Annotated in this window: 15 protein-coding genes; 7 read left to right on the plus strand and 8 right to left on the minus strand. The window is 71.1% G+C overall.

What is annotated here, in order from left to right; all coding sequences use genetic code 11:
- Positions 1 to 440: 440 nt before the first annotated feature.
- Positions 441 to 1106, plus strand: a complete 666-nt coding sequence (locus tag NE235_RS38385; RefSeq protein ID WP_252808396.1) for an LppP/LprE family lipoprotein — start codon at positions 441 to 443, stop codon at positions 1104 to 1106.
- Between the two features lie 189 nt (positions 1107 to 1295).
- Here the strand turns inward: NE235_RS38385 and NE235_RS38390 are convergent, their stop codons facing one another.
- Positions 1296 to 3665, minus strand: a complete 2370-nt coding sequence (locus NE235_RS38390; protein WP_252808397.1) for a D-alanyl-D-alanine carboxypeptidase family protein — start codon at positions 3663 to 3665, stop codon at positions 1296 to 1298.
- A gap of 309 nt (positions 3666 to 3974) precedes the next feature.
- Here NE235_RS38390 and NE235_RS28715 point away from each other — a divergent pair, with 309 nt between their 5' ends.
- A complete protein-coding gene (locus NE235_RS28715; protein ID WP_252808398.1) occupies positions 3975 to 4457 on the plus strand; it encodes a MarR family winged helix-turn-helix transcriptional regulator in 483 nt (160 codons plus the stop codon).
- Positions 4458 to 4472: 15 nt separating this feature from the next.
- Here NE235_RS28715 and NE235_RS28720 read toward each other — a convergent pair whose 3' ends face one another.
- Both NE235_RS28720 and NE235_RS28725 read right to left on the minus strand, forming a co-directional pair.
- The gene (locus tag NE235_RS28720; protein WP_252808399.1) at positions 4473 to 4961 is read right to left on the minus strand and encodes a TIGR03618 family F420-dependent PPOX class oxidoreductase; all 489 of its coding nucleotides are present in this window, start codon (positions 4959 to 4961) and stop codon (positions 4473 to 4475) included.
- 162 nt (positions 4962 to 5123) lie between these two features.
- Positions 5124 to 5897 (minus strand): SDR family oxidoreductase, encoded by a 774-nt coding sequence (locus tag NE235_RS28725; RefSeq protein WP_252808400.1) that lies wholly within the window; start codon positions 5895 to 5897, stop codon positions 5124 to 5126.
- 139 nt (positions 5898 to 6036) lie between these two features.
- Here NE235_RS28725 and NE235_RS28730 point away from each other — a divergent pair, with 139 nt between their 5' ends.
- Positions 6037 to 6918 (plus strand): helix-turn-helix transcriptional regulator, encoded by an 882-nt coding sequence (locus tag NE235_RS28730; RefSeq protein ID WP_252808401.1) that lies wholly within the window; start codon positions 6037 to 6039, stop codon positions 6916 to 6918.
- 6 nt (positions 6919 to 6924) lie between these two features.
- On the opposite strand, the gene NE235_RS28735 is transcribed toward NE235_RS28730, so the two are convergent.
- Positions 6925 to 7629: a hypothetical protein gene (locus NE235_RS28735; protein WP_252808402.1), complete on the minus strand. Its 705-nt coding sequence runs from the start codon at positions 7627 to 7629 to the stop codon at positions 6925 to 6927.
- 143 nt (positions 7630 to 7772) lie between these two features.
- Entirely contained in the window at positions 7773 to 8378 is a 606-nt protein-coding gene (locus NE235_RS28740; protein ID WP_252808403.1) for a dihydrofolate reductase family protein, read from the minus strand.
- Between the two features lie 112 nt (positions 8379 to 8490).
- Between NE235_RS28740 and NE235_RS28745 the strand changes: the two genes are divergently transcribed.
- Positions 8491 to 9060 carry a TetR/AcrR family transcriptional regulator gene (locus tag NE235_RS28745; RefSeq protein ID WP_252808404.1) on the plus strand — a complete coding sequence of 190 codons (570 nt, stop codon included), beginning with the start codon at positions 8491 to 8493 and terminating at the stop codon, positions 9058 to 9060.
- On the opposite strand, the gene NE235_RS28750 is transcribed toward NE235_RS28745, so the two are convergent.
- The gene (locus NE235_RS28750) at positions 9026 to 9547 is read right to left on the minus strand and encodes a hypothetical protein (RefSeq protein ID WP_252808405.1); all 522 of its coding nucleotides are present in this window, start codon (positions 9545 to 9547) and stop codon (positions 9026 to 9028) included. The genes NE235_RS28745 and NE235_RS28750 overlap by 35 nt on opposite strands.
- Positions 9548 to 9576: 29 nt before the next feature.
- A complete protein-coding gene (locus tag NE235_RS28755; RefSeq protein WP_252808406.1) occupies positions 9577 to 10008 on the minus strand; it encodes an ASCH domain-containing protein in 432 nt (143 codons plus the stop codon).
- A 149-nt stretch (positions 10009 to 10157) separates the two neighbouring features.
- Here NE235_RS28755 and NE235_RS28760 point away from each other — a divergent pair, with 149 nt between their 5' ends.
- Positions 10158 to 10643, plus strand: a complete 486-nt coding sequence (locus tag NE235_RS28760; RefSeq protein ID WP_252808407.1) for a TSCPD domain-containing protein — start codon at positions 10158 to 10160, stop codon at positions 10641 to 10643.
- Between the two features lie 121 nt (positions 10644 to 10764).
- Here the strand turns inward: NE235_RS28760 and NE235_RS28765 are convergent, their stop codons facing one another.
- Entirely contained in the window at positions 10765 to 11199 is a 435-nt protein-coding gene (locus tag NE235_RS28765) for an ATP-binding protein (RefSeq protein WP_252808408.1), read from the minus strand.
- Between the two features lie 122 nt (positions 11200 to 11321).
- Between NE235_RS28765 and NE235_RS28770 the strand changes: the two genes are divergently transcribed.
- On the plus strand, positions 11322 to 12197 hold the full coding sequence (locus NE235_RS28770; protein ID WP_252808409.1) for a helix-turn-helix domain-containing protein: 876 nt from the start codon (positions 11322 to 11324) through the stop codon (positions 12195 to 12197).
- Positions 12190 to 12276 (plus strand): DUF397 domain-containing protein, encoded by an 87-nt coding sequence (locus NE235_RS38795; RefSeq protein WP_406567652.1) that lies wholly within the window; start codon positions 12190 to 12192, stop codon positions 12274 to 12276. Before NE235_RS28770 ends, NE235_RS38795 begins: the two co-directional genes overlap by 8 nt.
- The last annotated feature ends 22 nt before the right edge of the window (positions 12277 to 12298 follow it).

A 12298-nucleotide genomic window follows, 5' to 3' on the forward strand; every position in this document is an offset into this window, starting at 1 on the left:
GGGGTGTCTTCCGCGGGGCCGGCCGCCTCTCGGCGTCCCGCTCCCCTGCGGGCAACGGAAACCATACGTGCCTGCGGCAGCATGGTCAAATCCCGCCGCCGACGCGTAAAGATCCGCAGGTCACGCTTTCCTCTACCCCCGTGCTTCGAGGGCCAAACCTCCCGCACCGGAGAAGATTCGCGATCCCCGACGAGCGGCCCCGGCCGATCCGCGAACACCGCACCGGACCGCTCGCAGTACGGGCGTTCGCCGGCACAGGCACCCGCTCCTCAGGGCCTCGGCCGGCTCGAGCGCACGGAGACCCGGCAGTACGGGAACCGACCGGCCGCCGGGACCCGGCCTCCCCCGCGACGATTCCACGGTGGCCCCCGCCGGCCTCCTTCACGCGTTCTACGATCTTCACTGTCGTAGCAGGACGACCGGATGCCGGGGAAGATGCCGTGATCGACGAGGACGCCTCCCTCGTACGGCCCCGGGTGACGGCCGTCGCCCTCCTGGCCGCCGTCCTCGTGGCCGTCACCGCCGCGGCCGGTTGCCGGTCGGAGCAGCGGACCGCCATCCGGCCACCGGAGTCCGCGTCCCCGGCGACGCCGGCCTGGTCCGCGCCGAGCCCCGTACCTTCCTCTCCCCAGTCGGCGCCCGCGACCCGTACGGCCAGTGCCGCCGCTCCCTCCGCCGGGGTTCCGGACCGGGCCGCCATCCGGCGGGTGCTGACCCGTACCGTCGAGGCGGCGGACCCGTCGACCCACTTCGCCAGCGTCCGCCCGCCGGTGACCACGTCGGACCGGCACGGCGGCACGCTCACCGCCGTGATCGGCCAGAGGTACCCGACGGCCGACGGCAAGGGGCAGCTCGTCTTCTTCTGGCACGGCACACGGTTCCTCGGCTGGGACACCGGCACCGAGACCGACGCCGTACGGGGCGTGACCGCCGGGCCCGGCTCGTTCCGAGTCACCTATCTGCACTACGCGGAGCGGGACCCCGAGTGCTGTCCCTCTCTGCCTCCCGCCACGGTCACGTACACGTGGCAGGACGGTGGCCGCCTGGCCGCCTCCGGGGCGCCCCCGGTGCACGGCGCGGCGGTCCGCGTGAAGCTGCTGCCGTAGCCCGGCCACCGGACGGCACGTACGGGCGTCCGGCGACCGGTCCCGCCCACGCGGAGCGTCCGCGCGGGCGGGCGAAGACGTCCCCGCGCCGGCGCCGCGCCCCCGGCCGCCGTTCCACGTCCACGCAAGGGAGTCCGCGCGCGCCGGGCGGTGTGGGCGGTCGGCCGTTCCACGCCCGCGTGGGCGAATTCAGGCGAGACGGCGGAGGCGCTCGAGGATGGAGGGCTTGTTCAGGTCACGGTCGAGGGTGAGGGGGGTGACCGCGGAGCCCGCTCGTACCGCTCCGACACGGGTGCCTTCGGCGGCCTGGTGGGGCGGGTCGCCGGTGACGTGGACGGGCACGGTCAGCCCGCTCCAGCCGACGACCGTGACCGGGGCGGAGGCGCGCAGGGGTACGCGCCCGCCCAGGCCGTCGTCGACCAGCGCGACCTGGGAACCGGCCTTGGCGAGCGTGACGGAGGTCAAGGCGTTCTCGGCGCCGACGACGAGCCGCTGGGCGGCCTCGATCGCGCCCATCGCGCTGGGTGACTGCTGTCCCATCACGGCGCCGATGATCGTCGTCGTGGTCTTCCCGATCCGCTTGCGCGCGGCGAAGACGAAGTTGCCGCCCGCCGCGTCGGTGTAGCCGGTCTTGCCGCCGATCACGCCGTGCCGGCCGACGAGGATGTCACCGCCGGAGCGCGACGGACGCCCGTCGTTCGGCTCGTAGGTGTGCATGGCGACGATCTCGGCGAAGGCGGGGAGCTTCATCGCCGCGGTCAGCAGCTTGACCTGGTCGGCCGCGGTGCTGACCGTCTGGGAGTCGTACCCGCTGGGGTCGGTGTACGTGGTGGAGGTCATGCCCAGGGACCGGGCGGCGGCGTTCATCTTCTCGACGAACGCCTGCTCGTCACCGGCGTCCCAGCGGGCCAGTTCGTGCGCCAGGTTGTTCGCCGAGACGATGAGGAGCGCCTCCAGCGCCTTGTGCTCGGTGAACTCCTGCCCGGCGACGACCTCGACGAGCGACTCGCCGCGCTGTTTACGCTCCGGGAGCCGGGCGGCCTCCTCCGCCGAGATCTGGAACGCGGGGCCGTCCTCGCCCGCCCGCAGCGCGTGGTCGTGGAGGACGACGTACGCGGTCATCACCTTCGCGACGCTGGCGGTCGGGGTCGGCGACTGCCCGCCGGAGGACCCCATCGACCCGAGGCCCTCCGCGTACAGGGTCGCCTGGCCCTGGTCCGGCCAGGGCAGGTCGAGGGCGGGGCCGCCGAAGGTGTACCGGGTGGCCGAGAGCGTGAGGCGCAGCTTCGGCGCGGGCACGGGCCGTACGAGCTGACCGGCCATGAGGCCCGCGAGCAGCACGAGGGCGATGACGGCGACGATCAGGCGGCCGCGCCGCCGCTTCCGTACGGGGGGTTCCGCCGGGGGGAGCTGCGCGGCGGGCTGCGCCGGCGCCTCCGTCAGGGGCGGCCGCATGGGCCCGGACGAGATCGCCGGAGGCGGGGGCGGTGGTGGCGTCCGCGTCGGCGCCGCCGGGTACGACGTCGTCGCCACCGCGGGCGGCGTGATCATGGGCACGCCGTCGCGCTGCGTCGTCGACGCGAAGTCCGCGGGGGCGGCCGGGCGGCGTGCGGGCAGCACCTGTTCGACGGTCGCGGGTGCCGTGGAGTACGCGGAGGCGGCCGGGTACCGCGGAGGCACGGGCGCCTCCACGTCCGGCCCACGGTCGGCGTCCGGCGTACGCGGCGGAGGAACCGGCGCCGGAGCGGGGTGCGGGGAACGCGGCTCGGATGGAGCGGGGCGCGGGGGGCGCGGCTCGGGTGGAGTGGGCCGGTGCGGCGCGGTCGGCGGGGGCTCCGGGCTCGTCCTCCGGCGCGGGGGATACGACTGCTGGGGCAGGTCCATGACCGTGTGGTCCTGGTACGGGATGGGCCGCTCCCCGGGCTCCTCGGGCTCCGGGGCCGTCGTGTCCGCGTGGGGCTCGTTGGCTTCGGGGCGCGGGTGTTCGGGCTCGTCCGCCGGCTGGGGCCGTACGTGCTCGGCGGTGTCCGTCGCGTCCTCATCAGGGACGGCCTCGGCGGCGATTTCGGCGGAGGTGGGCTCGGAGGACGGCACCGCGCGGTAGGCGGGGTCGAAGAGTGGCGCCGGGCGACGGGTGGGCTCGAAGAGTGACGCCGGGTGTTCGGTGGGCTCGGGGGGCGGCGGCGGGTGTTCGGCGTTCTCCTCGTCCTCGTCCTCGGTGTCCGGGTCCGGGGTGTCGTCGTGTTCCGCGGTGGGTCCGGTCGCCGGGGGGGACTGTTCGGGCTCCGGCTCCGGTTCGGCGGTGTCGTGGGAGGTGGGGGCGGTGGCGTCTCCGGGGTCCGGGGAGTCCTCCTGGCCGAGGTCGGTGGCGCCCTCGGGGTCCGGGGACTCTTCCTGGCCGGGCTCGGGCCGGGGCCGCGCGCCGGGTTCGGCGTCGTCGGCGGTGGGGGTGCCCGTCTCCTCCTGGGGTTCGGGACCGCCGTCGGGGTCGCCCGGCGACGGCGGCCCGGAGGTCTCGTGCCCCGCGTCGTCCTGCGATTCCTGCGACGCGTCGTTCACGGCGCGACCTCCTCGACTATGGCACCGGGCGGAGGGACAGAATCACCGGACAGGTGCGTGGAACGGTCCCGTCGACGCCTCTCGTACAGGTGAAGACGCGGGCACCGGCGACAAAGTTCACGCACTCGCCGGTTCACGACGCCGGCACCGGGTTCAATGCCGTTTCGTCGAGGATCGCCGATCGTGGTCTCGGAGGCCGCCGGTCAGGCGATCCACGAGGGTCTGGCCTCGTTAGGACGAGCGCCACGGTTCACATCACCAATAATGTAGACAAGGTCGTTGTCTACATGGTTAACGAGGTCGCCCATCTTGTCGAACGATCTGCAGGGCTTCGAGCTGCCGCTGCGGCTGCTGCTGGGGTTTCGCATGCTCATCGACGAACTGCACGAGGAGCTCGCCCGGCAGGGCCATCCGGAGATGCGGCCCATGCACGGGTTCGTCTTCCAGGCCATCATGCGAGCCGGCGGCCCGTACGGGACCACGGCCGCCGACCTGGGCCGGGCGCTCGGCGTCTCCAAGCAGGCGGCGGGCAAGACCATCGACATGCTGGAGGGGCTCGGCTACGTGCGGCCCGGGCACGATCCCGGCGATGCGCGCCGTAAGACCTACACGCTGACCCCGCACGCCTACGACGCGCTCGAGCGGTCGGAACAGATCTTCGACGGGCTGCGCGACCAGTGGGCCGAGACCATCGGCGAGGACCGGCTGCGGGCCATGGTGGAGGACCTGCGCAAGGTCACCCCGTCCGACGTGTTCCGCCTCGACACCCCGCAGTGGTTCAACACGCCGTAACGAGCCCGTTGAGGGCTATGGCGCGACGGGACCGTCCAGGGCCGTTCCGTACAGGTGCGACACCCGCAGTCTGATGACCAGACGCCGGTCGCGCACCATCCGCTCGAAGAACTCCGCCTCGTCCGCCGGGTCGGTGATCCCGAACAGCGACCGCAGTTCCCGGCCGACGGCGTCACCGGGCCGTGTCGTGACCTCGGAGACCTCCGCCTCACCTTCGGCCACCGCGTAGGACAGGACGGTCTCGCCCTGCACATGGAACGTCGCGCGCGGGTCCTTGAGGAGGTGGCGCACCTTGATGCGGTCGGCGATCGACGTGAACCGGATGATCCGCTCTTCCGGGTCCCAGGTGTAGACCATCGAGGCCAGGTGCGGCTGTCCGCCGCGCTTCAGGGTCGCCAGCACGCCGAACCGCTGTGCGCCGAGGAGCCGGGCGGCCTCCTCCTCGGTGAGTGCGCGCGGGCCGGGCCCCTGGCCGGGGCGGTACTCGGTCGTGTCGTCGCTCATCTGGATCATGTCCTTCCGCTGTGACGAAGTAGGAGAGACCTTAGCAGATAGTCTTGTTATAGACGATCTGGTTCCGATCCAGTTCGGGCGCGTCCGTGGCCCGGCTCGCCGCCGGGTTCGCCACCGCCGCCGTTCCAGCCGGCGGCGGCCGACGGCGGCCGGTCAGATGATGCCGCCGTTGGCCCGTACGACCTGGCCGTTGACCCAGTGACCTGCCGGGGAGGCGAGGAAGGCGACGAGTTCGGCGACCTCCGCGGGGGCGGCGATCCGGTTCAGGGGGGTCTGCGCGGCGACGCGGGCGATGGTCTCCTCGTCCTTGCCGTCGAGGAACATGTCCGTGGCCGTGGCGCCGGGGGCGACCGTGTTCACGGTGATGTTCCGGTCGCCGAGCTCCTGGGCGAGGACCCGGGTGAGGGCCTCGACGGCGCCCTTGCTCGCGACGTACCCGCCGTACGCGGGAAAGGCCAGCCCGACCTGGGAGGTGGAGAACAGGATGACCGACCCGCCGGGACGCAGCGTGCGCGCGGCCTGCCGGGCGACGACGAAGGCGCCGCGGATGTTCGTGCGGTGCATCGCGTCGAGGACGGCCAGGTCCAGGTCGGCGATCGGGGACAGATCCATCCGCCCGGCGGCGTTGACGACGACGTCGACGCCGCCGTACTCGGATTCGGCCTTCTCGAACATCGCGGCGACCTGGTGCTCGTCGGCGACATCGGCCTGGACGGCGACCGCCCGGCCCCCGGCCGCGGCGACCTCCTTGACGGCGGCCTCGGCCAGGTCGCGGTTGCCCGCGTACCCGACCACGACGGCGAACCCGTCGGCGGCCAGCCGGGCGGCCGTATCCCGGCCGATGCCCCGCGAGCCACCGGTGACGATGGCCACCCGCGGGCGCCCGGAGGTCTGCTCGGCCTGCGGCAGCGGTGTTGTGAACGACATGCGAACTCCTCAGCTGGTGGAACGGGGACTCGCGTCCCGTCTGCTCCCCCAACGATGCGGCGGCGCGCGGCCGCCGGCCAGGGCTGCGTTCACCCAGGGGTTGACGACCCCTGGTTACGATCGCGGCGCACGGGACAGGATGGGGAGCGTGAACCTCCCCGAACTCGCCGCGTTCCTGAAGTCCCGGCGCGCCCGGGTCCGGCCCTCCGACGTGGGCCTGCCCACCGGCCCCCGGCGCCGCGTGCCCGGTCTGCGCCGCGAGGAGGTCGCGCAGCTCGCCGGCCTGTCGGCGGACTACTACACCGAGATCGAACGCGGGAACAGCGCGCAGCCCTCGGCCCAGGCTCTGGCCGCCCTGGCCCGCGCGCTCCGCCTGAACGACGACGAACGCGACCATCTGTTCCACCTCGCCGACCGCCGCATCCCGGCGGCGCACGGCCCGGCCGCGCAGGCCCAGCCCGCGCTCCTCGGCCTGCTGGACCGGCTCGCCACCACGCCCGCCCAGGTCATCACCGACCTGCACGTGACCCTCGCCCAGAACGAACCGGCCGTCGCCCTCATCGGCCGCCAACCGACGATGCGGGGTCCGGCGGCGAGCTTCGTCCACCGCTGGTTCACCGACCCCGACACGCGGGGCATCCATCCGCCCGAGGACCACGCGTACCATTCGCGGACGCTCGTCGCCGACCTGCGGGCCGTCGCCGCCCGCCGCGGCCGTGACCCCGAGGTGGCGACGATGGTGGCCTCGCTGCGGCGCCGCAGCGAGGAGTTCGCCGGACTGTGGGACACCCACGACGTCGCCGTGCGCCGTACCGACCACAAGCGGATCGTCCACCCGGCGCTCGGCGTCATCGAGGTCGACTGCCACAGCCTGTTCAGCGAGGACGGCCGCCAGCGCCTGCTGTGGTTCACCGCCCCGCCCGGCACCGAGGGGGCCGCCAAGCTCGAACTGCTCTCCGTCATCGGCACCCAGGACCTGGCGCCCGCCGAGGTCGAGCGGCCCGCCCCCGAGCGGGCCTGACCGCGCTCAGCCGACCGGTGGCTGGGTGAACGGCATCATCGGTCCCGGCACGAGCAGCGCCCAGGACTTGACCGACCCGTGGCCCTCCCACGGCAGGTGGTCGGAGATCCCCCGGAGGGAGTCCCCGCCGTCGCCGTTGACGAGGGTCACCTCCTCGATCGGGCCGTCCGGCATGCGCGCCGCGAAGGTGTACCACCACAGCGGCCGGTCCGGCAGCGCGTACCCGTCGAACAGCCGCTCGGCGACGACCATCGTCGGCGACCGGTCCGCCACCGCCCGCTGCGTCACCTCGCCCAGGCCGCCGAAGTTCCGGATCGCGATCGGCCCGTAGTGGATCCGCGCCGGGCGCCGCCCGTCGTTGCGCGTCTCGGTGTGCACGTTCGCGGCGAGCTCGTGACCGGGCAGCGCGTACGCGGCGAAGACCGGGAAGACATGGTGCAGCCATTCGTACGCCGCGGCGGCCACCGGATGCCGGTCGTCCCCGCCGACACCGACGGCCTGGTCCCAGGCGAACACGTCACCCCACGCGGGATGGTTCACCCCGATCGGCACCCGTACGATCACGCCGTTCGGTTGCAGGTCCGGGGTGTCCACCGCGACCCGCAGCCCGGCGTCCGGCAGCTCGACGACGTTGCCGTCGAGCCGGCAGGCCAGGCCGTGCCCCTCACCGAACATCCGGGCCAGCAGCTCCGCCGCACTCGCCGCGTCCATCGCCCACCTTCCGCCGGGAATTCACGAACGTGAATCCGACGAGCGAACCACCCGCCCGGTTTCACGCCTTCTCCCCCTGAGCCGCGGCGACCCGGCGTGCCGCAGAGGGCCGGGTCGCCAACGGGAGGGTCGTCATGGTCACCTCACTCGCCGGGGTCGGTGGGACGGTCGTAGGTGAGGAACGCGGCGCCGCTGTCGAGCACGGTGTGATCGGTCAGTTTCCAGTTGCGCGGGTCGAACGCGGCCGTATGGGAGAACAGTGGGATTCCGGTGCCGATGGTCAGCGGGCCCACCTTGAGGATGAGCCGGTCGATCTCGCCGTACAGGGCGCCGGCGAGCTCGCCGCCACCGACCAGCCAGATGTCCTTGCCGTTCTCGCGTTTGAGCTCCCGCACCGTCTGGACGGGGTCGGCGGCGAGGACTTCGATGGCGGGGTCGGGGCTCTCGGTGAGGGTCCGGGAGAAGACCAGGTGCCGCAGGTGGGGGTAGGCGTCGGTGATCCCGGCCTTGAGCCCGATCTCGTAGCTTCGGCGGCCTTCCAGGACGGTGTCGAAGTGCGTGCCCTCGGCGGTGATCGACAGCGCTGCGCGGGCCGGCCCGGGCAGGGTCTCGGGATAGTGGGCCACGAGGTGCTCGAGGTAGTCGGCGGAGATGGGCCAGAAGCCGTCCGGGCCGGTGGGGTCGGCGCCGTCCGGTCCGGCGATGAAACCGTCGAGGGTGGTGGCGATGTAGTACACGAGCTTGCGCAAGGTGAAGCCTTCCCTGGAGTGCAACGCTTCAACTGATGTACTCTGATTGAAGTGGTTTCACCGTAGTACTGCAGTTGCAGTAGTGTCAACCAGTTCCCTGCGGAGGCTTTCCATGCGACAGAACCCGGCCCGGCGCACCGCGCTCCTCGACGCCGCAATCGACGTCCTGGCCAGGGAGGGATCGCGCGGCCTGACGCTGCGCGCCATCGACAAGGAGGCGGGCGTGCCCACCGGCACCGCCTCCAACTACTTCGCCAACCGGGACGAGCTGCTCACCCAGGTGATGCGCCGCACCCGCGAACGCCTCACCCCGGACCCCGAGGCCCTCGCCGAGACCATGAAGCAGGCACCGTCACACGAGCTGGCCGCCGAGCTGATGCGCCAACTGCTGACCCGCATGCGCAACGACCGCGCCGGCAACCTCGCCATGCTGGAGCTGCGCCTGGAGGCCACCCGCCGCGCCGACCTGCACACCGAACTCAGCGGCTTCCTCGCCGAGGAGAACCGGCAGGTCGTCGACTACCACCTGACCGCGGGCCTGCCGGGCGACCGCACCGGCGTCGCGCTGCTCTACTTCGCGATGTTCGGGCTGATCGTGGACGACCTCACCGTCCCCGCCATCCTGGAGCCCTACTCGACCGACGACCTCATCGAGCAGATGGTGAACCGGCTTCTCCCCTGACGCCGTTTCCCGGCCACTGACGACGTACGGCGGCGGCGATGTCGTCGAGCGAGTGGTCGAGGGACCGGTCGGACAGGACGATCGGGGTCCCGTACCGCGCCAGGTTGCCGCGCGCCTCACGGAACAGCCACGGCCGTACCCGGTCGACGACCACCTCGGGTGCGGTGGGCACGATCAGCAGTACGGGAGTGGACCGATTGCCGCGCAGGGCGGCGGAGCGCCGGACGTCGACCACCTCGTCCCAGCTCAGCCGCACACCCATCAGCGGGAGGCGGATTCCGCTCTCGTCGACCGCCAGCACCGGCACCCGGAACACCGTGCTGACGAGGACCGGGCCGCCGAACAGCACCAGCAGCACGCCGCCGCAGACGGCGACCACCGTGCCGAGCAGGTCGGCCCGGACCAGCCCGAACACCAGCACCGCCACGGCGGCCAGCGTGAACAGAAGGTACGGCCCGTTGGGCCGCAGGCGTACGAGCAACGTCATGGGAACTCCACGATCGGCTGCTTCGCCGGTCAAGACCGGCCGGGACCGCCGGGCTCGACCACACGGAAGCGCTCGGCGACGACGAGTGTTCCATCGTCGATCACCGGTGTGTGCCCCAAAAACGCGCTTACACCCTCGCTCTGGAAGAACTCCTCATGCATCGCCCGCCACTCCGCCGCGTCGGCGTACCCGCGCCCCTCCGCGCGTACGTAGTCGTCGTCGATCTCCTTCATGGGGATGACGCGCACCTCGACGAGCTCGATCACGACCGCCGGCCGCCCGTCGGAGTCCAGCACGGCGAACCGCTGCCCGGCCTCCGGCACCGCCTCCCCGGAGTGCTCGTAGATCTCGAGCAGCCCGGTCATCGCCGTCTTCCGCCCCTCCAGGATCGCCGCCACGCCGCTGTCCCGCAGCGGCCCGGGAAACGCGAGCTCGATCGTCGGAAGATCTTCGAGTTCCATGGCGCGAGCGTACGACCCCGCTCCTTCGAGGACGTCGGCGAGCCGTCCCGTGCCGCGACCGCCCGGCTCAGTAGGCTCCCCGAGCACCCCGGGAGGAGCCGGACTCAGCGGCTCTCCCACCGATCGTGGAACCGGTCATGGAGGCGAATGTGACCCACCCCCCGAGCCCTCGGCACCAACGGCAGCACCTGCCCCGGCGCCGGACCGGCCTGACCACCACGGTCACCATCGGCGGAGAGCGGTTCGCCCTGACCGCCAACGGCCGCCAGGACGGCACGCTCGGCGAGGTGTTCATCCAGTGGGGCAAGCAGGGCCAGACCCAGACCGGCCTCATGGACCTCTACGCCGTCACGCTCTCGGTCGGACTCCAGCGCGGCGTCCCACTCCTCGACCTCGTCCGCCAGGGCATGGACCTGTACTTCGTGCCCAACGGCCACACCGACGACCCCGAGATCCCGCGAGTCCGGTCGGTGGTGGACTGGGTCGCCCGGCGACTGGCGATCGACTGGCTGCCGTACGAGACCCGCGCCGCCGAAGGCATCCTCACGATCCAGGAACGCGAAACCGCCGCCACAGACTGGCTCACAGCCGAGACCGCCGGCGTCCCGGCGCTCAGCTCCGCGATCAGCTGGTGACTGTCGAGTTCTTCGAGGTTCACCGACCTCGCCCGGTGGAGATCGAAGCGCCGTGGTTGTCGACTAAGGCGAGGCTGCCGGGGACCGCGTATAGGGAACGCGGTGATGCGCTACGACACCGCTAATACGAGCAGAGACGTTGTTCGGCCCATACGATCTTGCCGCCCTCCTCGCAGTGCACAGCCGACCAGCGCGCGCTGAGCATTTCGATGATTCCCAGCCCCCGGCCGTCTAGGTCGAGGTCGTTCGGCTGACGCTTGGTCGGGAGGACTGGGTTGATGTCCCAGACCTCGGTGAAGAGGCTGGGGCTCGTCCACTTGAGGCGTAGGCGAATACGGCCGATCTCGGTGATCCCCATGGCTTGGTGGAAGGCATTGGTCGCCTTCAGCGCATTGGTGGCCAGCTCGGACACGATCGTCTCCGTGTCGTGGATCAGCTCAGTCGGGAGGTGCCAGTGCCGAGCCACCTCGGCAACCAGGCGGCGGGCGAGGGGGACGGCGTTCGGTGCGGCAGCCAGGTTGACGGCCTGGTCCTGCTGGTTCGGGAAGAAAGCCACGGTTGGCCTCATGCGATCACCACACTCGGTAAGTTCTCGGGTGCTCAGTGTGAACCTGCATCAGAGATCAATGCAACCTGTTGCATAGGATTCAGGTTGCATTTCGTTCCGGGAGGTCCCCCATGCCCGCTCACCCGCACCCCACCGTCCGGTTGCGTCGCCTGGCCGGAAGCCTGAACCGCCTACGTACAGCCCGCGGCCTGAGTAGAGAAGACGTCGCAGAAGCCACCGGAATCAACAAGGCCACGCTCTACCGGATCGAGAAAGCCAAGGTCCGTCCACAGGCACGCACGCTCGCCGCCATGCTGACGCTGTACGAGGTCGAGCCGGACGAGCAGCGAGCCCTCACCAGACTCCTCAAGGACTCGTCGCAATCCGGATGGTGGCAGGCGTACACGGACGAGCTGCCCGAGGAGTACAGCACCTACATCGAGTTCGAGAACGAAGCGCGGAGTGTCTGGAACTACGAGAGCCTCTACATCCCTGGCCTACTCCAGACCGAGGACTATGCCCGCGCCGTCATCCCCGGCGGCATGCCATCCCTGAGCCGACAAGAGGTCGACCGGCGAGTCCAGGTCAGGATGGAACGCCAAGCGATCCTGGACCGCGACCCAGCGCTCCGTCTCTGGGCGATCTGCGACGAGGCAGCGATCCACCGCGCGGTTGGTGGCCCAGCCGTGATGCGTGATCAACTCTTGCACCTGGTCTCGGCCATGGAGCGGCCGAACGTCACGCTCCAAGTCGTGCCGTTCAACGTTGGCGCGCACCCCGGCATGCCGGGATCGTTCGTCGTACTTCAGTTTTCCGGCGATCCGGCTGTTGTCTACATCGACAGCATGGCCGGCAACCTTTTCCTCGAAGAGGAAGCAGACGTACATCGCTACACTGGACTCTACGAACACCTCAGAGCTGTCGCAATCAGTCCAGACGCCACCAGAAAGCTGATAATCCGCGTGGCCGACGAGTATCAAGTAAGGGAAGAGACAGACGATGAATGACTTGCCCCAGATCGATTGGCGCAAGAGCAGCCGATCTAGTTCGAACGGCCAGTGCGTTGAGGTAGGAGTAGCCGGATAGTCAGGAAGACGCCCTGCTTAAT

The sequence above is a fragment of the Actinoallomurus spadix genome (assembly GCF_024055725.1).
GTDB classification, from domain to species: domain Bacteria; phylum Actinomycetota; class Actinomycetes; order Streptosporangiales; family Streptosporangiaceae; genus Actinoallomurus; species Actinoallomurus spadix.

Coding starts and splice junctions, on each gene's coding strand:
- NE235_RS28730 (WP_252808401.1), top strand. CDS start 6,037: ATGGGGAGCGTGAACCTCCCCGAACTCGCCGCGTTCCTGAAGTCCCGG.
- NE235_RS38795 (WP_406567652.1), top strand. CDS start 12,190: ATGAATGACTTGCCCCAGATCGATTGGCGCAAGAGCAGCCGATCTAGT.
- NE235_RS28720 (WP_252808399.1), bottom strand. CDS start 4,961: ATGAGCGACGACACGACCGAGTACCGCCCCGGCCAGGGGCCCGGCCCG.
- NE235_RS28725 (WP_252808400.1), bottom strand. CDS start 5,897: ATGTCGTTCACAACACCGCTGCCGCAGGCCGAGCAGACCTCCGGGCGC.
- NE235_RS28750 (WP_252808405.1), bottom strand. CDS start 9,547: ATGACGTTGCTCGTACGCCTGCGGCCCAACGGGCCGTACCTTCTGTTC.
- NE235_RS28755 (WP_252808406.1), bottom strand. CDS start 10,008: ATGGAACTCGAAGATCTTCCGACGATCGAGCTCGCGTTTCCCGGGCCG.
- NE235_RS28770 (WP_252808409.1), top strand. CDS start 11,322: ATGCCCGCTCACCCGCACCCCACCGTCCGGTTGCGTCGCCTGGCCGGA.
- NE235_RS28735 (WP_252808402.1), bottom strand. CDS start 7,629: ATGGACGCGGCGAGTGCGGCGGAGCTGCTGGCCCGGATGTTCGGTGAG.
- NE235_RS28745 (WP_252808404.1), top strand. CDS start 8,491: ATGCGACAGAACCCGGCCCGGCGCACCGCGCTCCTCGACGCCGCAATC.